We start from the raw sequence: 20090 nt of genomic DNA on the forward strand, positions 1-20090 counted from the left end.
AGATGAACAAGGAAATGATTAAAAATATTACCCTCGGTTTACTTTTGTTAATTTCGGCAAACGGACAAGCACAACAATTGCCGCAATTTACGCAATACATGTTTAACCAGTATGCTTATAATCCGGCTTATGCTGGTGTTCAAGATAATTGGGAAGCAGTAACCAATAACCGTTATCAATGGGTAGGAATAACTGACGCTCCACGCACTTTTACTCTCGCTGCTAACGGACCACTTAAAAAAGACAATCTTGCTCTAGGTGGATACGTTTATACCGATGTTGTGGGACCAACAAGAAGACTTGGTTTTCAAACATCCTTTTCGTACCATTTACGCTTAACTCAAACCATTCAATTGTCCTTTGGATTATCCTTAGGGTTTAATCAATGGATTTTAGACGCAGACAAAATAACACCTTATCATAACGATGATTTCTACTTTTCTAACGGATTATTAAAATCGTTTGATCCTGACGGTAAGTTCGGTTTATATCTTTATCACGATGATTGGTTTGTTGGCGCATCAATCGAACAAATTTTTCACGATAGATTATCTTTTTTAGAAACACAAGTAGGATCAGAAAGCTTTTTAGAAGACCATTACTATTTTCTCGCGGGGTATGACTTCCATCTTGGTGAAAAATGGGAGATTCAACCGAGTACGCTGTTAAAGTTAGGACCACCTGCACCCTTTAAACTTGACCTGAATTTACGAATTACTTATAACAATATGTTCTGGGCGGGTGCCGGTGTAAGGCTTCGAGATGCTATCACTTATATGGCAGGTTTTAAATATAACGATATGCTAACCATTGGGTATGGATTTGATGTTACTACTACTGATTTAAAAAATTATAATTCTGGCACACATGAGTTGATGCTAGGAATTTCATTTGGCAAAGGAAAAAGAAAAATCGAGTAGTAAATTTTAGTAAATATCATTAAATTCACTACAGGACATAAAATCCTCAACCAATGAAATTTTATCTATTTTTTTTTCAATTTTTTCTTTTATTAACAATAGGCATAAATCAAGAACCAACTCAAAACATTCGAGGAACGGTTGTTGATTCTGAAACAAAATTCCCTCTTGTTGGATCAAAAATAAAAGTATCAAGTATTACCGACCGTATAGTGGGAGCTGTATGTGATGTGAATGGAAAATTTACAATATCTGATGTCCCGGTAGGAAAGCACATTTTAGAAATTAATTCCATAGGTTATAACCCTCAGCAATTATCAGTTATTGTTACTTCAGGAAGAGAACTTCTCTTAACAATTCAGATGGAGGAACAAAGTATAACCGGTGATGCTGTTGTTGTTGAAGGAGTGCGCCAAGGTGAAGTTATTAATGACATGGCTACTGTTAGTGCTCAATCATTCTCTGTTGAAGAAACCAATCGATATGCAGGAAGCAGAGGTGATCCTGCTCGTATGATGGCCAATTACGCGGGTGCAACAGGAACAGACGATTCGAGAAATGACTTAGTTATTCGAGGAAACTCACCTTTAGGAGTAATTTATCGTATCGAAGGAGTTTCTATACCTAACCCAAACCATTTTGCCATAGCCGGTTCGACCGGAGGACCAGTATCCATTTTAAACAACAAGTTTTTAGGAAATTCGGACTTTTTTATGAGTGCTTTTCCTGCCGAATATGGTAACTCAACTGCTGGTGTTTTTGATTTACGGCTTAGAAATGGTAATGATCAAAACCACGAATTTACTGGGCAGTTTGGTTTTCTAGGTACAGAAGTTCTATTTGAAGGCCCTTTATCAAAAAAATCACGCGCTAGTTATCTGGTAATGGGAAGATATTCAACGCTTACAATCATTGATAAATTAGGAATTCCTTACGGTACTGATGCAATACCAGTCTATGGAGATGGCGCTTTTAAATTTAATTTTCCCACAAAAAAAGGCGGACAAATTTCATTTTGGGGAATGGGAGGAGCAAGCTCTATAGACATCCTAATATCCGATCAAATTGAACCTGCACAAGACGCTTTTGGCGAACAAGACCGAGATCAATATTTTGGGTCCAAGATGATTGTTGGCGGCTTAACTTATAAGAAACCCATCAATAAAAATCTATATCTTAAATCAACAATCTCATATGCTAAACAAATACAATATACCGACCATCGATACATTTTAAGAACTTTAAACAACGAAAACAAGTGGGAATATCAAGCAGAACCTTTTAATATGATGGGCTATATTTATAATATTGGAACCACGGCAGGTTACTTCTCTTTCAATCAAAAACTCTCTACTAAACATATTTTGAAATATGGATTAAATATCGACGTATACGATTACGAACTAACAGACTCGATTCGAACTGACATTACCGATTCTAACGCACCTTATTATTACCGCTGGAATTTTAAATCAAGCACTCCTGCTTTCCTGATTCAACCTTTTATACAGTGGAAATTTAAAATGAATAAACGACTAACATTAAACACAGGTATTCACAGTCAGTACTTCAGCTTAAGTGAATCTGTTTCTCCAATTGAACCTAGAATTGGATTAAAATATGTAACAACGGAAAGCAGTACGTTAACGGCAGGTATAGGTTTACATTCGCAAACGCATCCTTTATACACTTATGGATATATGTTAGATGGTAACGAAGAACCACACAACTTAAAAATGGACTTCTCCCGAAGTATTCATGCAGTTATTGGCTATAACTTAAAATTGAATAAATCAATGCAATTTAAATCAGAGATTTATTATCAATACCTCTATAACATTCCTGTTGAAGTAAACCCATCAGCTTTTTCATTACTTAACCAAGGTAGTGGTTTTGCTCGATTCTTTCCTGATACGTTGGTAAATGATGGTAAAGGGCGTAATATGGGATTAGAATTAACCGTTCAAAAATTCTTTGACAACAGTTTTTACTTTATGACGACCGCTACCTTATATGATTCGAAATATACCGGTAGCGATGGTATAGAACGCAGTACAGACTTTAATGGAAACTATATTTTTAATTTTCTAGCAGGTAAAGAATATTCCGTTGGAAAATCCGATAAAAACACCCTTGCTTTTGGTGTCAAATTAACGTATGCAGGCGGCATGCGGTATGGAAACGTTGACCTGGTAATGACTGATTCTTTGAAAGAAATCATCTATCTAGACGAAGGATATAATGAAAACCGTTTTAACGATTATTTTAGATTAGATCTAAAAGCCAATTACACTTTAAATGCAAGTAGAGTAACACACGAATTTGGACTAGATTTAGTGAACGTACTAAACACACAAAATATACTAGGATTAACATATACACCAAATACCGCTAATTTAACCTCCGAAAGATATCAACTTGGTCGTTTACCTATCTTCTACTACAAAATTGACTTTAAAATAGCTGGCAATCCTTCCTCCCACCGAAATTAGATCAAACATGAAACAATCCTTGACATTATTTTTACTGCTCTTTACTGGTATAAACTTTTCCCAAAACAAATTAACCATCGACCATACGGTTTACGATGATTGGAAAACATTATCCGATGTAAAACTAAGTAAAACAGGAACGTTGATTGCTTATGCCATTTCCCCGCAGAAAGGAGATGGAGAAACAATTTTATACAATACCTCAACTAAGAAATCCATAAAATTTCAAAGAGCTATTGAAACTGGCTTTAGCGAAAATGAACAATTTTTCACATTTAGAATTAAGCCTCAATTTGATACAATTCGCGCACTAAAACTAGCCAAAGAAAAGGAAGAAAATTTTCCGAAAGACAGTTTAGGAATTTATAGCGTGACTAATGACTCACTTATAAAAATTCCATTAGTTACCTCCTACTCACTTAGTAAAAACGGAAATACTCTCGCTTATTTGTCTTCAGAAGATGAAAGATCCCCTTGTCCTCAAAAAAAGTGTAAACTATTTGGCCGTAAGAAACAATGTAAATTACCTAAGACTAGCGGTAAAACATTAGTTGTTCTTAACCTTCTTACATTTGAAGAAAATTTATATCATCAAGTTGTCAGTTATAAACTTGATAAAAAAGGAAAACAATTAGTATACATAAAAAGCGAAAAAGGTGAAGCCGATAGTTTATCGTTGCATCATGTTAACCTTGAGACTGGTCAAGATAATGTAATTACAAATAACCTTTTAAAAATATCAAAATTAAACTTTGACGAGACGGACGAGCAATTGGTCTTTCTGCAAAGTAATGACACCAATAAACTTAAAAATTATCAGCTTGCATATTGGAATACAGATTTACCCCAGGCCGTGGTAATCGTAGATTCAACAACAATTGGGCTAGATTCTAATTCCACGGTATCAATTTATAAAGCTCCCTATTTTTCAAAAAATGGCGAAAAAATATTTTTTGGAACAAGACCTATAGTGCGACAAGAATTAAAAGACACACTTCTAAAAACAGAAAAAGCAACAGTTGATGTATGGCGTGGTAATGACCTAAGAATTCAACCTCAACAATTAAAAGAAAAAAAGAGGGATGAAAGAAAAACACACCTTGCCGTTTTTCATTTGCTAAGTAAAGAAGTAGTTACAATAGAAAATGATTCATTAGAAAATTTTAGACCTATCAACAAGGGAAATAGTACAATTGGCTTAAGTTATAATTATCAACCTTATCAAAAATCATCTACCTGGGATTTTCCTTGGAAAAAAGATATTTATTTAACCAACATTGAAACGGGTAAACATCGTTTAATTCTCCAAAACCAAGCTTACACCGCAAGCTTATCTCCGAGCGGAAAATATTTAGTCTGGTACTCTGGCTCCGATTCATCCTGGTATTCAACACATATAGCGAATGGTCAGTCAATAAATCTAACTAAAAATATAACGGCTGAATTTGCTGACGAAAACAATGGCAACCCATTTATACCATACTCCCAAGGAAGTATTGGTTGGACGCTAATAAACTCTAAAGAATATTATTTAATAAATTCGAAATATGACATATGGGCGCTTCATCCGGAAGACACTCAATTATCACATTCTATAACACGCGAAAAAGGAAAAGAACTTAATACAGTTTATCGTTACCAACGATTTGATTATGATAGTACTTACACCGAAATTAACACCAATTTAATCCATGGCCGGAATGACCTTACTAAATCTGAATCTTACCACGCCCCTTCAGAACAATTCACCGGTAAAAATCCTTTAATAGCAACTAACCACAAGTTTGTGTCTATTCAGAAGTCAGAACAAGGTAACCAAATAGCCTTCCGTCGAATGAGCTTTAAGGACTATCCTGAATTAGAAATTTCCAATTTATCATTTAACAACCCCACAACTATTAGCGAAACAAACCCTCAACAGTCAACGTATAACTGGGGAACAGTTGAAATGGTCAACTGGAATAGTTATGATAGCATACCTTTAAAAGGACTACTGTATAAGCCAGAAGATTTCGATTCAACGAAGCAATACCCTATGATCGTATACTTCTATGAAAAATATAGCAACAACATTCATAACCATTATTTACCAAAACCTACTGCATCAATTGTTTACCCAACAGAATATGTAAGTAATGGTTATATTATTTTCATTCCAGACATAGAATATACCCCTGGTTACCCAGCTAAGTCTGCATATAATTGTATTGTTAGCGGAACAGATTATTTATTAGAGCAATATAGTTGGATAGATTCTTCAAGACTTGGTCTTCAAGGGCAAAGTTGGGGAGGATATCAAACCGCTCAATTAATTACCATGACCACAAAATATAAAGCGGCAATGGCAGGTGCACCTGTCAGTAATATGTTTTCTGCCTATGGTGGGATTCGTTGGGGATCCGGTTTGAGTCGCATGTTTCAATATGAAAAAACGCAAAGTAGAATAGGCTATACAATTTGGGAAAAACCAGAATTGTACATCGAAAACTCTCCCTTATTTGGACTTCCAAATGTACGGACACCACTTTTAATTATGCACAATGATGGAGACGGTGCTGTGCCATGGTACCAAGGAATTGAGTTATTCATGGGATTACGTAGATTAAATCAACCAGTATGGTTATTGAACTACAACGGTGATGAACACAATTTAATGCAACGAGCGAATCGCATTGACTTAAGTATTCGTATGCGCCAATTTTTTGATCACTATTTATTAAACCAACCTGCACCGCGCTGGATGACAGAAGGATTACCAGCCACGGAAAAAGGAAAAAATTATGGTTTAGAATACAAAAAAACAGAATAGACAAATTCCCAATTATATTTTTTAATAACTTTACCAGACGTATGAAAATGATTCGAGTATTCAGTGTATTAATCTTTCTTTTGGCAGGAAGTTCTTTTGCCCAAGAAGAGGCACATATTCCGAATATTATAACGCCCAACGGAGATAACATAAACGACCTGTTTTCTATACGTACTGTAGGATATGATGGATTAACCTGTACTATTTTTAACCGGTATGGCGAGCCTGTTTATCGCTTTTTTGGATTAAATGGATCTTGGGATGGTTTTACGCATGCAGGAATAAAAGTATCATCAGGCACCTACTTTGTGCTGGTCGAGCTTGAACTGCCAAACGGTGAAATTGTCACACAGCAAGGCACATTACAAGTTAATTACTAATCACTTCTATTTCTAAATCAATCTTCTTAATTTCTTCTTGTCGCTTATCGGATAGCGCTTTGCTTACGTAATAAAACATCGCTACAAAACCAAGCATTAAAATAGATTTCAACAGTAGTCTCCAAGGAAATTTTCTTTGATGACCTTTAAATTTTCTTAAGTCTAATTTTTTATCTTCTTGCGTCACAAATTTCTTGAAGTTTGTTCTTGTCAAAATTAGTAGAAATTAAAAATCCCTTCTGACTTCTGCTCAAATTATTTAGGTGATAATTGGTACAACCATTTTATTAATTTTGTAGTATTGAAAAAAAATTGCGATGAAAAATTTTACGACATTCCTCACACTACTATGTTTTACCACTTTAATTTCTTGCCAAAAAGAACCAGGTGAAGGAGGAACATCAACCATAAGAGGTAAAATTCTCGTCGTAAACCTAAACGCTGAAGGTGATACAGTTCAAGCTCCATATTACGCTATGGATCAAGATGTATTTATTATATACGGAGATGAAAACCAGACCTATGATGATAAATTTGCAACCAGCTTCGACGGCAGTTTTGAATTTAACTATCTCACTCCTGGATCGTATACCATTTATGCTTATTCAGAATGTGTTGAATGCCCTACGGGGTGTGATGCTTGTCCATCTGGTGAAAGGGCCGTAATTCGTACCGTTGAAATATCAGAAAAGAAACAAGAAATAGTGCTAGAAGACATAGTTATTTTAGAGTAATGAAAAAAATTTTAATCTTCTTTCTATTCCTCCCATTTATTGGCATTACGCAAACCAAAGATGCTGAATTATGGACAGGGATTGCTCTAAAAGCAGATCTTGGCGACAAATTTGGCCTCAAATATGAAGGTCAAACGCGATTCTTTAAAAATGCATCTGTTTTACGTCAAATCTACAACGAAATTTCCTTAGATTACGAATTGATTAACAATGTAGAATTAGGATTATCGTATCGGTTTTCTCAAAAATGGAACGACGTTAATTTTAAGAATGAAAATCGTTTTTCCTTCAATTTGGAATATGGAGATAAGATAAAACCGATAAACTTAAAAGTAAAAGGACGAGCACGTTATCAGTTTGCATATGACCGGTTTCAAGTTATCAATGATGTCATTTATCCCGATCAAAAATCGACATTTCGTTTTAAACTCGAATTATCCTATAGCGACAAAAAAATTAAGCGTATTGAGCCATTTGCCGGGGCAGAAATTTTTAAAACTTTATACGAACCTTCAATTAAAAATGGAGTAGACGCCTATCGGCTTTACGCAGGAATGGATTTTGATTTACCTGCTCGACACGAAGTTAGCGTAAAATATATTTTCGAAAAAGAGCTGGGTAATGCGCCATTCAACGGCCATATTTATGCTATTGAATATGCTTATAAGCTTCCAAATAAACTCTTCAAAAAAAAGAAATAAACCTTTAATCCACAAACTCCAGATCAATTTGCTTTTTAACTAAACTAACTCTAGTTAACACAACATCTACCTCATCTCCAACAGTAAAGGTTTCTCCTGATCGACGACCAACAATTGCATATTCCTTCTCATCGAATTGAAAATTATCCCATTTCATCGATTTTAACGTGACCATACCTTCACAATAGTTTTCATACATTTCAACATAAATTCCCCAATCCGTAATTCCGGTTATAAAGCCTTGAAAACGTTCACCTACCCGATCATTTAAGAATTGAGCTTGAAAATACTTTTTAGAAGCACGCTCAGCTTCTACAGCTCTCCGTTCTGTCGATGAAATATGATTGGCTATATCAGACAAATCTTTATGCTTAACTGGTGTGTTGTTTAAAGTTTCAAATAAAATACGGTGTACCATTAGGTCAGCATACCTTCGAATTGGAGATGTAAAATGTGCATAGTAATCAAATCCTAAACCATAGTGACCAATGTTTTCGGTATCATAAATAGCTTTAGCCATCGATTTGATTGCCATTTGCTGCACCATGTTAAAATTGCCATCGTCTTTCATCTCTTTAAAGAGCTGATTCATTTGAACAGCTATATCATGATCATCTTTAAAATTAAAGGATTTACCAAATTTAGATACGAACACGCGAAATTGCTCAACTTTCTCACGATCCGGCTTATCGTGGATGCGGTAAATAAGCGGGATTTTAGTTTTCCTTTTTGTATTTCCTACGAATTGACCAACTCGTCTATTCGCGAGAAGCATAAATTCCTCCACCAATTTATTGGCATCTTTACTTGTTTTTTTGTGAACAGCAATGGGAAAACCTTCATCATTCAGCTCAAATCTAATCTCAGAAGACATGATTTCCAAACCGCCTCTACCCAATCGTTCAGCTCTTAACTTTTTAGCAAAATTATCAACCAAAAGAATCTCTTTGGCATAATCACCCGTCCCTGTTTCGATAATCTCTTGCGCCTCTTCGTAAGTAAAACGTCTGTTAGAATTAATTACCGTTTTTCCAAACCATTCTGAAACAACGGATCCGCTATCAGTCATTTCAAAAATCGCCGAGAATGCAAACTTTTCTTCATGCGGTCGTAAAGAACAAACACCATTTGACAGATGTTCAGGAAGCATTGGTATAACACGATCCACTAAATAAACCGAATTTCCACGCTCCAAGGCTTCTTTATCAATGGCAGAACCAGGCTGAACGTAATGAGATACGTCCGCAATATGTACACCAATTTTTACGTTTCCATTTTCTAAATATTCTAATGAAATTGCATCATCAAAATCCTTCGCATCTATCGGGTCAATCGTAAAAGTCAATACTGATCTTAAATCCAATCTATTTGAAATTTCCTCATCAGTTAAATCAAAATTAATCTTATTCGCCTCAGTTAAAACCTCTTCTGGAAACTCATAACTAATTCCCTGTGCCGCTAAAATAGATTTCATCTGAACGTCATGCGACTCAACATTACCCAATACCTCGATAATTTCAGCAAAAGGACTCTTGGCTGATTCAGGCCAATCGGTAATACGGGCAATAACCTTATCACCTGTTACAGCGTTTTTCAATTTAGACTTCGGAATAAACAAGTCAACATCGATTTTTGGATCATCCAAAATAATAAATCCGTTATTTCTGTTCACTTCAATTGTTCCTACAAATCGGCGATCAGTCTGTCCAATCACGGCAACAACTTTACCTTCAATTTTTTTCTTAGCTTTTGAAGATGTTAGTTCGGCCTGAACAGTGTCTCCATGAATAACACGATCAAGATATTTAGCAGGAATAAAAATGTCGGTGTCTAATTCTGGTGTAATTAAGTAGCCAGCACCTCTCCTAATGATATCAATTTTACCTTCAAACACTGGACGCACTTGAGAATACTTAAATTTTCCACGTTGCGTTTCTACCAATACATCATCATCTGTTAAATCTAACAAAATGTGAAAAACCAATTTTCTTATCGCTTTATCTGTGATATCTAAAAAGCCCGAAATTTGTTTATAATTAAAACTTGAGTTTGGATTATCTTTAAAAATATTGACAATATCTTCACGAATTCTTTTGTTCAACTTTTGCCCAGATTTCTTTTTCTTATTTCCCATGAAGTCTTTTAAATTCACAATAAAATTATGAATTATTTGAGTCTAAACTCTTTTTGTTTCTAAATTTTAGATTATTTTTATCGCTTAAGTATTTTACAAACTTTAAAACAACTGAACCTTGAACAAGAGAATAGAAGACATATTGAACACACAGATTAAAGCCGAAGCAACTTCTTCTCAGCTATATTTGGCTATGGCATCATGGGCAGAGTGTGCTGGAATCAATGGAACGGCAGAATTTTTATACAAACATTCTGATGAAGAAAGAATGCACATGCTTAAGCTGGTTCGATTTATCAATGAACGCGGAGGAAAAGCTGAAATTCCTTCAATTGAATTACCACAAACAGAATTTGAATCGTTAACACAAATTTTCAGTTTATTACTCGAGCATGAGATTAAAGTGACAAATATGATTAATGAAGTTGTCTTTGTTTGTTTAGAAGAAAAAGACTATTCAACACACAACTTCATGCAATGGTTTGTGGCGGAACAACTAGAGGAGGAAGCATTAGCGAGAAACATCTTAGATAAGTTAAAAATGATTGGCAACGATAAGGCTGGTCTTTACTTATTTGACAGAGATTTAGAAACACTTCAAAACATTAATACAAGCAGCGGAATTGAATAATTGGCATGCTTTTGGTAATACGTCAATCGATTTAAAAAAAGTTTTTTTTGAAAAGAGCACCTTACATATTACTTTTATTTATTGCGTTGATTGGCTTACAAAGTACAACTGTAAGAACAGCGCAAATGCCGGACACAAGATCCGTAGTTAAAGCCTTGTATATCTACACTTTTGCTACTCTAGTTGAATGGCCTGCTGAGAAACGTACCGGTAACTTCATTATTGGTGTTTATGGAGATCAAACAGCTGTTTTTGATGAGTTAAAAAAGAAATATTCTGATCGCTATATTGGAAGTCAAAAAATAGAAATTCGTAACTATACGGACGAAAAAGCAGTATACGAAAGTCATATACTATATGTGACGAAACGTAATTCGCAAAATTTGCCGAGCTTAGTGTCTATATCGCAGAAGAACAATGTACTGTTGGTAACCGAACAATCAGGTGGTTTATCAAGCGGGGCGGTTGTTAATTTCATCATTCAAGATAATCAACAGAAATATGAAATTAACAAGACAAACGCAAAGAAAAATAAATTAGTAATTGCTAAAAAGCTCTCGAATTTAGCAGCAAAGGTAGTCAAATGAGGTTGATTAAATACATATCATTTTTAATCGTCGTTTTTTCGGCAGGGCAAACCTTCAGCCAAACGAGCTGGACAGGAAAGGCCTATGAAGCTTATAAAGCGAATGATTATAACAATGCGCAAATAGCGATAGATTCGGCCATTAAAACGAATGAACGCTACGATTCACAAACGTGGCAACTACGTGGTATTATTTATCGTAATGTCACTAAGGGGGATTCTTTGTTTAATCGAAAAATTGCATTAGAATCTTTTGTTCAAGCGAAAGATATTGACAGCTTAGGGTTGTACAGAGCACAAATCGATGGCTACATAAAAAACACCGTAATTCGTTATTTTAATGATGCCGTAACTTGGCTACTCGTTGAGAAAGAGTTTGAAAAATCTTTAGACTCATACGAAACTTACAAGAATCATTATGTTACATTAATCGATCCAAATCACGATTTTACTGAAGCAGACATTAATTACTACAATGCTGTTGGTGTCGAATATATGACTAAAGCAACTGTAGTATCTACAAAAGAGAAAGATGATTTAAGGGATAAAGCACTTTTATTCTGTCATAAGGCACTCGACCTAGACACAACTGCCTACACCGCTAATTTCAACATAGCCATTATTCATTACAATACTGGTGCGGACTTCATCATGGATCAACCAGCAGAAATTACAATAGAACAATTAATTTTAAGTCAACAAAAAGCCGCAGACGCATTTTTAAAAGCTCTTCCTTATGCTCACAGAGCTGAAAAAATAAAACCAAATAGTAAAGAGTTACACGAAGCTTTAATGGGTTGTTATTATGGTTTAAACAATAACGAAAGATATATCCATTACCAAACATTAGTTGATAAAAAGAATATCGCTTTTTACGAAGAGCAATACCGAAAAGATCCTAAAGACAAAAAAAACATTAAGGAATTGATTCGTGTATATTCCTTTACTATTGTTAACCCTGAAAAAGAAAAATTTTACAGAAAAGCATTACAAGAACTTCCACAATAACGAATAGATAAAACCCCTGATCAATAGCATGAGCTTTAGATTTACGATAGGAAAAAAGATTGGTACTGGATTTGGGGTGCTTATACTATTCATTATCATTGTGTTTGGAGCTACCTTTATTGCTGTTAACAACGGTATCAAAACGTTTGAAGAAAACGACAAAACTTCGAAACAGCTTATCAACGTTTTAACTCCTTCAAAAGAGTATGTGATGGCTTTAAAATCACTTACGGGAGAATCGCGACAATTAGCGACCCAATGGGTAAATGATCAAAGCGTGAATGATGTGGCTGGTAAAAGACAATTAAAAGAAATTATAGCTGTCTCTATTCCTGCAAATTTAAAACAGCTCGAAATTATTGCTCAAAAATGGTCGGATAGTTCTGATGTATTCATTTTAGAGGATATCGTTGAACAATGCGATGATTTGCGCGAAAACTACAGTCAAATCATGACTTTACTACCAGATATCAGTAGTTATGATGATCCTATTATGGTGTTTTCCGCCCGTTTGTTAGTCGACCAAAACAACTTAGGTCAAAGCGAATTTACTTTAAGTGAAAACATTGATAAACTAAAAGACAACCTTATTCATAAAGAAGAAGAAGCTTTAAAATTAAACAGTAAATCTTCAGAAGAGTCTCGTGCTAATTTCCAAGCTTTAGAATTTTATTGGTATTTGGGAGCCATTTTAATATTTGTAGCCATTTTTATCGCTGTATTCACTACTCGAACAATAGTAAAACCAGTAAATCATCTTCGAGAAATTCTTTTGAAGCTAGGCAAAGGTATTTTTCCAAAGGAATCCATTCAAGTTAGAAATGACGAAATTGGAGATATGTCTTCTGCGGTTGTTGATTTAGTTGATGGTTTAGAAAAAACCACTCATTTTGCGAAAGAAGTCGGTCAAAGTAATTTCAATTCTCCATACAAACCACTTAGTAAAGATGATGTTCTTGGTCATGCACTTTTAAAAATGCGTGATGAACTAGCTGAAACGGAAAGAATACTGGAGCAAAAGGTACAACAAAGAACCGAAGAAGTTGTTAAACAACGTGATGAAAATGAGCGTCAACGACTTAAACTGGAAGATTTATATAAGGCCGTCACAGCCAGTATTCGCTATGCGAAAAGACTTCAAAATTCAATTCTTCCTCCAACGGAAACCATACGCTCAATTTGCCCTGAATCATTTGTTTTATACAAACCAAAAGATATCGTTAGTGGAGACTTTTATTGGTTTGAGCAAAATAAAAACGCCAACCTCTTTGCAGCAGTCGACTGTACCGGACATGGTGTACCTGGAGCGTTCATGAGTTTAGTTGGTGCCAATGGTTTAAACACTTCTGTTAGAGAATACAATAATGTTGAACCTGCGCAAATTCTAAACAATTTAAATAGTTTTGTTAGTGAGGCATTAAATAAAAGTAGAGAAGAAAATCAGATTAGAGACGGCATGGATATCGCCCTTTGCTCGATTGACTACGAAACTTTAGAATTAAAATATGCCGGAGCGAATAACCCACTCTATATCATCAGAGATAACGAATTTATTATTATTAAGGCAGATAAATACGCAATCGGATCTTTTGAGCCAAACACGAAAGAGTACACACAACATTCAATACAACTACAAAGAGGTGATTTAGTTTATTTATTTAGCGATGGATACGCCGATCAATTTGGTGGTGAAAGAGGGAAAAAATTCTTATACAACCGCTTTAGAAAACACCTTCTAGCCATCCATCAAGAAGGAATGACTGCCCAAAAATCATATTTAGAAAAAACAATGCAAGAATGGCAAGGAAACTTTGAACAAGTAGATGATATTCTTGTTATTGGTGTTAGAATATAACCTGTATGCCTAAAGTACTGACCACATTAATCCTGCTAGTTTGTCTATCAGTTACTTCACTGGGTCAACAAAAAACCATCAAATTTGACACATATTCTTTAGAGGATGGACTTTCTCAAAGTTCCGTTACAGGAATAGTACAAGATAAGTATGGTTATATCTGGATATCAACCCAAGATGGTATAAACCGGTTTGATGGATATGGTTTTCGCGTTTTTAAGAACGTCCCTGACAGCCTTAACACTATTCCTAACAACTATATTCACTTCTTTAAAGAAAATCCTTTAACAGGTAATTTATGGTTTGGAACTAATCGAGGAATAGGCACCATGAATCCCAAGGACTATTCCGTAAAAAGAATAAGTAAAAACACAATTCAAAATCTCCAAGGGTTTATTTTTAAATCATTAACCTTTGATAAAGATGGCTCTTTATGGGCATTAACAGAAAAGAACGGAATAAATCGTATCAATTTAAAAACAAAAGATATAGAAACCATTCGTTCCATTAACGGTGATGCAGAACTCAATTCCATTTACATTGACAAATCCCAAAATTTATGGATTGGTACAGCCTCAGGTCAAGCATTTTATGCCCCTTACCCCTATCGTGATTTCAAAAGTATCGATTACAATTCTATATTTTCAATTGCCCCGGTAAATGGATTTTACGAAAACGACTTAGGCGATCTGTTGATGCTAACAGAAAAAGGCCTTTTTAAAATTGATTCTACTAAAAAACTTCATCCCTATACCGACATACTTGAAGTTCGTTACGGCAATATCAACTGTGTTTATCAAGAAGACCATCGAAACCTATGGATCGGAACTAAAGATGCAGGACTCATTCTCTTACAAACAACTAAAGACGGCAAAGAAATAATATCACAATATCAAAATAATCAATTGGATGATGCCTCAATTGCCGACAATAATATTTCATGTATTTATGAAGATGAATCTGGTGTGTTTTGGGTAGGAACAGCTCAAGGCGTATCAAAATTTGATAAATACAAACAAGGATTTACAACAATTACATTAAATAGTGAACCATCAAAGGGCCTTATCGACTATGGTGTATGGTCATTTGCAGAAGACAGTTTAGGCAATACCTTTATAGGTACCAAAAAAGACCTAACTATCTATAATTATCAAAAGCAAAAATTCTTTCACATCATACGTGATATTAACACAACACATAATTTATTGAGTATCCATGTTGAGAAAAACAATCGAATTTGGTTAGGATTTGATGACGGCCTATTCTTATTAACCCTTGAAGAAAACAGAAATTTCGATTATAAGCTACAGCGCATCAATTTTTTGCCCGATGATTTACGTCCTAATGTAAGAGTTTATTCAATAACTGCTGCCGATTCAAATTCCATATGGGTAGGTTCTAGAGAAGGACTTACGCACTTAAATACCACCAACCACAATTTCAATTTTTACTCAAGTGCCAATGGCCTAGATGAAGGGGCGGTTAAACTAATCTACAAAGATTTATCCGACCAAACTTGGGTCGTCACAACAAACAAAGGCCTTTACGCCATTCATGAAAATTCTGAAAACAATTATGTATTCGAATATTGTAATATTGAAGATTATGATGAATCCAACGCACACATTACCTGTATATTACAAACCAAGCCTGGTAGCTTATGGCTCGGTACTTACGGAGAGGGTATAAAAAAATTAGACCTTGTATCACGAAAAACAACGAACTACACCGAAACAGAAGGTTTGTCGAATAATGTTGTTTACGGATTACTGCAAGATGATGACGGTTTTTTATGGATGAGCACAAATAAGGGAATTTCTAAATTCAATCCTAAATCGAAGCGATTTACCAATTATAGTGTAAAAGACGGATTGCAAAGTAATGAATTTAACATGCAAGCCTATATGAAATCACAGAACGGCTTATTATATTTTGGTGGAATTAATGGGTATAATATATTCGATCCACGATCAATTACGATTAATCCCAATCCACCAAAAGCAATTATTACGCAAATTACGCTTTCCACAAAAGGCAGCAACGCAACAAATATAATCGCTGAAAATGTAGTCACAAATGAAGTTTTAAGACTCAATCACGATCAAAATGACATCTCCTTCACGTTTAGCGCTACAAACTTCTCTAATCCACGTCAAAATCATTATAAATATCGTTTAGAAGGACACGATCCGGATTTCACCAGTTCAAAACTCGAAAATACTGTACATTACCTGAACATCGCTCATGGAACATATACCTTTAAGGTTTATGCACAAAGTGCCGACGGAGTTTGGTCAAAAGAACCAACCACAATTAAAATAATTATAACACCACCATTCTACTCAACTTGGTGGTTTCGAACAATTTCTGCACTATTTGTAATTATTGTTGGATTAGTTTTCTATCGAAGACGCATTGATACTATTAGACGACAAAAAGTACGCCTTGAAATTGAAGTCGTAAAAAGAACAAGACAGGTCACCGAACAAAGTAAAAAAATACAAGATCAAAAACAGAAAGTAGAGGTCCAAAAAGCCAAAATTGAACATCAAAACGAACTACTAGAAAAAGAAAAAGAAAGGGTTGAACAATTGCTCTTAAACATCTTACCAGTTGGAACAGCTGAAGAATTAAAAAATAAAGGTAGATCAAAAGCGCGTTATTATAAAAATGTGTCCGTAATGTTCACTGATTTTGTAGGATTTTCTAAGATTGCGGAAGACATGAAGCCGCAAGAACTTGTCCAACAATTGGATGATTATTTTTCCTCTTTTGACGGTATTATCGAAAAATATGATTTAGAAAAAATTAAGACAATTGGAGATTCTTACATGTGTGCTGGAGGTGTTCCAATTCGAAACAAAAGTAACGCAATCGAAGTGACCCTTGCTGCATTGGAAATTAAGAACTTTATGCAGGATTTTGCCGAAAAAGCTAAAAAAAGAGGTGAAAATTCGTGGAAAATTAGAATTGGAATAAACACGGGTGAAGTCATTGCAGGTGTAATTGGTTTAAAGCGATTTGCTTATGATATTTGGGGATCTACCGTAAATCAAGCACAGCGAATGGAAATGCATGGCCAACCAGGAACCGTAAATGTATCCGGTAATACCTATGAGTTTATTGCACCCTATTTTGATTGCGTTTACCGTGGGAAAATACAGACCAAACATAAAGGGATGTTGGACATGTACTATGTCAAGGGAATTAAACCAGAATTATCGGTTAACCGAGAAGGAATTGAACCGAATGATGATTTTTGGAAAATTGTAGACCTCCACTTATATAGTTCGATTAACTACATGAAGGCTGAACGCCATATCATGAAATTGTTAGAAGAAGAATTGTCTCCCAAATTACTATATCATAGTATCAATCACACCATAGATGTTACACAAGCGGTAGAAAGGCTTGCAATAATGGAAGGAATAACAGATGAAGATTTATTCCTATTAAAATCCGCAGCCACATATCACGATGCTGGCTTTGTGGAACGCTATGACAAAAATGAAGAAATAGGTATTAAAATGGCACGAGACATTTTACCTAAATATGGTTATACACAAGCTCAATTAGACATCATCGATGGTTTGATAAAATCGACAGAAATACCACAAAGTCCTAAAACTCACTTAGAACAAATTATGTGCGACGCTGACCTGGATTACTTAGGTAGAGATGATTTTCATGTGATAGCCGATTATTTAAGAAGAGAACTGCGAGAACATGGCAAGCTAGATAGTGATCGATTATGGGATGAAATTCAAATAAAGTTCCTAAACCAACACACTTATTTTACTAAATCCGCCATAAAACTAAGACAAGAGAAAAAAGAAAAGCACATACGAGAAATTGAAGAACGATACGCAAGAAACGAGTATAAAGATTAGGCATCTAATAATTCTAAAACTGCTTCCGATTGTCCATTTTTTGGGGTAATATAAAGCCGTTGTTCTTTTTTATTCAAAATAAAATCAAAATCATAAGACAATGATTTTCCGTTACTCAATTTCGTTTTAAACAAGTATTCATCTCTACTTTGCTTGAACACGCTATACAATCCTGACAATTCTAGGTGCCCGCCAATGTAAATTATTTCATCCTCATTAATGGTGATGTAAATGTCATGTTTATCAATATCGATTTGCATGCCTTTATGCTCAACTGAATAAGCAGGCATTTCTCCTCCATACTTTCCATAACAATCTTTAGGAAGCTCTCCTCTATAGGTCGCCGATACTGTTAGAAAAAACAGTAAGAATAGGGTAATGTATTTCATGTTGGTTCCTTTTCCCTAAAATACTGCTGATTTTTAGGGGGTTTTCATCTTCATTTTCCAGTTACAATATAGCTCTGAAACCAACAAAATACAAGATTGTGAATAAAAATTTCGCTTTGTTGAGTTTTTAAGGCTACTAAACATCGGATATGAGCTACGAATGCCTTAACTTTAAACCTCAATTTTTTTTCCATTATGCAAAATTACCTTGATTTACTCCGATTAATAAAAGAAAATGGCGTCGAAAAGGGCGACAGAACAGGTACAGGCACGAAGAGTATTTTCGGTCATCAAATGCGTTTTGATTTGTCTAAAGGGTTTCCAATGGTAACCACCAAAAAATTACATTTGAAATCCATTATTCACGAATTATTATGGTTCATTAATGGAGATACAAACGTAAAATACCTTCAGGAAAATGGCGTCAAAATATGGGATTCATGGGCCGATCAGAACGGTGATCTTGGTCCCGTTTACGGAGCACAATGGAGGAATTGGAATAATGAAGGCATTGACCAATTATCGGCTGTAATTGATCAAATTAAAAACAATCCAAACAGCCGACGAATAATTGTTTCAGCGTGGAACCCGAGTGTAATGCCGGATACCACAGTGTCTTTTGCTGAAAATGTAGCCAATAATAAAGCTGCTTTGCCACCTTGTCATGCCTTTTTTCAATTTTATGTAGCTGAAGGAAAATTATCTTGTCAACTCTATCAACGAAGTGCAGACGTATTTTTAGGGGTGCCCTTTAACATTGCATCCTATGCGCTTTTAACTATGATGGTTGCGCAAGTTTGTGATCTAGAACCCGGTGATTTTGTTCACACATTCGGTGATGTTCATATGTACAACAACCATCGTGAACAAATTGACTTACAATTGACACGACTGCCTAAATCCTTACCGACAATGAAGATTAATCCTAAAATAAAATCTATTTTCGAGTTTACCTACGAGGACTTTGAATTGGTGGATTATGAATATCACCCACACATAAAAGGGGCCGTTTCTGTATAAAGTTTAGAGCATGAAGATAAAACTCATCGTTGCAAAGGCAGCAAATAACGAAATTGGTAAAGACAATGATTTAATATGGCATTTACCTGCTGATATGCGATTCTTTACGGAAACAACAAAAGAGCATATTGTTCTTATGGGGCGAAAAAATTGGGATTCAATTCCTCCCAAGTATAGGCCATTATCCAACCGTATTAATGTAGTGATTACTAAAAACGAGGACTTCGAACATAACGATTGCACCGTCTTCCATTCAATTGAAAAAGCAATTGAATTTTATAAAACAAATTCAGATATTTCTAAAGGTAAAGACCTGTATATCATTGGTGGTGGGCAAATATATGATTATTGCCTTACGCATAACCTTTTAGATGAAATGTTTATCACGTTTATTGATGCATATTTTGAAGCAGACACCTTTTTTCCTGAATTTGATGAAGAGAAATGGAATAAAAAATTACATTTTGAACATCCAGTCGATGAGAAAAATCCATATGCATTCGCTGTTTATCACTATACGAAAAAATAAACACTGAACGAA

Annotated in this window: 16 protein-coding genes; 13 read left to right on the forward strand and 3 right to left on the reverse strand. The window is 35.0% G+C overall.

What is annotated here, in order from left to right; translation table 11 throughout:
- The first annotated feature begins 2 nt into the window (after positions 1–2).
- From A8143_RS10190 to A8143_RS10205, 4 genes are read left to right on the forward strand one after another with little or no spacing between them, the layout of a single operon-like run.
- Positions 3–920 carry a PorP/SprF family type IX secretion system membrane protein gene (locus tag A8143_RS10190; protein WP_066758705.1) on the forward strand — a complete coding sequence of 306 codons (918 nt, stop codon included), beginning with the start codon at positions 3–5 and terminating at the stop codon, positions 918–920.
- 53 nt (positions 921–973) lie between these two features.
- On the forward strand, positions 974–3412 hold the full coding sequence (locus tag A8143_RS10195; RefSeq protein WP_066758707.1) for a TonB-dependent receptor: 2439 nt from the start codon (positions 974–976) through the stop codon (positions 3410–3412).
- Between the two features lie 7 nt (positions 3413–3419).
- Positions 3420–6221 carry a S9 family peptidase gene (locus tag A8143_RS10200; protein WP_066758709.1) on the forward strand — a complete coding sequence of 934 codons (2802 nt, stop codon included), beginning with the start codon at positions 3420–3422 and terminating at the stop codon, positions 6219–6221.
- 47 nt (positions 6222–6268) lie between these two features.
- On the forward strand, positions 6269–6601 hold the full coding sequence (locus A8143_RS10205) for a T9SS type B sorting domain-containing protein (RefSeq protein WP_066758711.1): 333 nt from the start codon (positions 6269–6271) through the stop codon (positions 6599–6601).
- Here the strand turns inward: A8143_RS10205 and A8143_RS10210 are convergent.
- The gene (locus A8143_RS10210) at positions 6591–6815 is read right to left on the reverse strand and encodes a hypothetical protein (RefSeq protein ID WP_139134329.1); all 225 of its coding nucleotides are present in this window, start codon (positions 6813–6815) and stop codon (positions 6591–6593) included. The two genes, A8143_RS10205 and A8143_RS10210, sit on opposite strands and share 11 nt — an antisense overlap.
- Before the next feature lie 103 nt (positions 6816–6918).
- On the opposite strand from A8143_RS10210, the gene A8143_RS10215 reads away from it, so the two are divergent.
- A complete protein-coding gene (locus A8143_RS10215) occupies positions 6919–7335 on the forward strand; it encodes a hypothetical protein (protein ID WP_066758715.1) in 417 nt (138 codons plus the stop codon).
- Positions 7335–8036 (forward strand): DUF2490 domain-containing protein, encoded by a 702-nt coding sequence (locus A8143_RS10220; protein ID WP_066758717.1) that lies wholly within the window; start codon positions 7335–7337, stop codon positions 8034–8036. The genes A8143_RS10215 and A8143_RS10220 overlap by 1 nt, the downstream gene beginning before the upstream one ends.
- 4 nt (positions 8037–8040) lie before the next feature.
- Here the strand turns inward: A8143_RS10220 and rnr are convergent, their stop codons facing one another.
- Positions 8041–10170 carry a ribonuclease R gene (rnr, locus tag A8143_RS10225; RefSeq protein ID WP_066758718.1) on the reverse strand — a complete coding sequence of 710 codons (2130 nt, stop codon included), beginning with the start codon at positions 10168–10170 and terminating at the stop codon, positions 8041–8043.
- A 118-nt stretch (positions 10171–10288) separates the two neighbouring features.
- On the opposite strand from rnr, the gene A8143_RS10230 reads away from it, so the two are divergent.
- From A8143_RS10230 to A8143_RS10250, 5 genes are read left to right on the forward strand one after another with little or no spacing between them, the layout of a single operon-like run.
- Complete coding sequence (locus A8143_RS10230; RefSeq protein WP_066758720.1) at positions 10289–10801, forward strand: ferritin; 513 nt, start codon at positions 10289–10291, stop codon at positions 10799–10801.
- A 47-nt stretch (positions 10802–10848) separates the two neighbouring features.
- A complete protein-coding gene (locus tag A8143_RS10235; RefSeq protein WP_066758722.1) occupies positions 10849–11388 on the forward strand; it encodes a YfiR family protein in 540 nt (179 codons plus the stop codon).
- Positions 11385–12395, forward strand: coding sequence for a hypothetical protein (locus tag A8143_RS10240; RefSeq protein ID WP_066758724.1), 1011 nt, complete (start codon positions 11385–11387; stop codon positions 12393–12395). The genes A8143_RS10235 and A8143_RS10240 overlap by 4 nt, the downstream gene beginning before the upstream one ends.
- A gap of 28 nt (positions 12396–12423) precedes the next feature.
- Complete coding sequence (locus A8143_RS10245) at positions 12424–14250, forward strand: SpoIIE family protein phosphatase (RefSeq protein ID WP_083261325.1); 1827 nt, start codon at positions 12424–12426, stop codon at positions 14248–14250.
- Between the two features lie 5 nt (positions 14251–14255).
- Complete coding sequence (locus A8143_RS10250; RefSeq protein WP_066758728.1) at positions 14256–18140, forward strand: adenylate/guanylate cyclase domain-containing protein; 3885 nt, start codon at positions 14256–14258, stop codon at positions 18138–18140.
- On the opposite strand, the gene A8143_RS10255 is transcribed toward A8143_RS10250, so the two are convergent.
- Complete coding sequence (locus A8143_RS10255) at positions 18137–18529, reverse strand: hypothetical protein (RefSeq protein WP_066758730.1); 393 nt, start codon at positions 18527–18529, stop codon at positions 18137–18139. The two genes, A8143_RS10250 and A8143_RS10255, sit on opposite strands and share 4 nt — an antisense overlap.
- A gap of 195 nt (positions 18530–18724) precedes the next feature.
- Here A8143_RS10255 and A8143_RS10260 point away from each other — a divergent pair, with 195 nt between their 5' ends.
- Entirely contained in the window at positions 18725–19549 is an 825-nt protein-coding gene (locus tag A8143_RS10260) for a thymidylate synthase (protein ID WP_066758732.1), read from the forward strand.
- Between the two features lie 10 nt (positions 19550–19559).
- The gene (locus A8143_RS10265) at positions 19560–20078 is read left to right on the forward strand and encodes a dihydrofolate reductase (RefSeq protein WP_066758734.1); all 519 of its coding nucleotides are present in this window, start codon (positions 19560–19562) and stop codon (positions 20076–20078) included.
- Positions 20079–20090: the final 12 nt, after the last annotated feature.

It is taken from the genome of Crocinitomix algicola (genome assembly GCF_001661595.2).
GTDB lineage: Bacteria > Bacteroidota > Bacteroidia > Flavobacteriales_D > Crocinitomicaceae > Crocinitomix > Crocinitomix algicola.

What these genes read in the sequence shown, in the direction of transcription:
- A8143_RS10255 (WP_066758730.1), bottom strand. Translation starts at nt 18,529, where the DNA reads ATGAAATACATTACCCTATTCTTACTGTTTTTTCTAACAGTATCGGCG.
- A8143_RS10245 (WP_083261325.1), top strand. Translation starts at nt 12,424, where the DNA reads ATGAGCTTTAGATTTACGATAGGAAAAAAGATTGGTACTGGATTTGGG.
- A8143_RS10215 (WP_066758715.1), top strand. Translation starts at nt 6,919, where the DNA reads ATGAAAAATTTTACGACATTCCTCACACTACTATGTTTTACCACTTTA.
- A8143_RS10205 (WP_066758711.1), top strand. Translation starts at nt 6,269, where the DNA reads ATGATTCGAGTATTCAGTGTATTAATCTTTCTTTTGGCAGGAAGTTCT.
- A8143_RS10195 (WP_066758707.1), top strand. Translation starts at nt 974, where the DNA reads ATGAAATTTTATCTATTTTTTTTTCAATTTTTTCTTTTATTAACAATA.
- A8143_RS10250 (WP_066758728.1), top strand. Translation starts at nt 14,256, where the DNA reads ATGCCTAAAGTACTGACCACATTAATCCTGCTAGTTTGTCTATCAGTT.
- A8143_RS10260 (WP_066758732.1), top strand. Translation starts at nt 18,725, where the DNA reads ATGCAAAATTACCTTGATTTACTCCGATTAATAAAAGAAAATGGCGTC.
- rnr (WP_066758718.1), bottom strand. Translation starts at nt 10,170, where the DNA reads ATGGGAAATAAGAAAAAGAAATCTGGGCAAAAGTTGAACAAAAGAATT.
- A8143_RS10265 (WP_066758734.1), top strand. Translation starts at nt 19,560, where the DNA reads ATGAAGATAAAACTCATCGTTGCAAAGGCAGCAAATAACGAAATTGGT.
- A8143_RS10240 (WP_066758724.1), top strand. Translation starts at nt 11,385, where the DNA reads ATGAGGTTGATTAAATACATATCATTTTTAATCGTCGTTTTTTCGGCA.
- A8143_RS10220 (WP_066758717.1), top strand. Translation starts at nt 7,335, where the DNA reads ATGAAAAAAATTTTAATCTTCTTTCTATTCCTCCCATTTATTGGCATT.
- A8143_RS10200 (WP_066758709.1), top strand. Translation starts at nt 3,420, where the DNA reads ATGAAACAATCCTTGACATTATTTTTACTGCTCTTTACTGGTATAAAC.
- A8143_RS10190 (WP_066758705.1), top strand. Translation starts at nt 3, where the DNA reads ATGAACAAGGAAATGATTAAAAATATTACCCTCGGTTTACTTTTGTTA.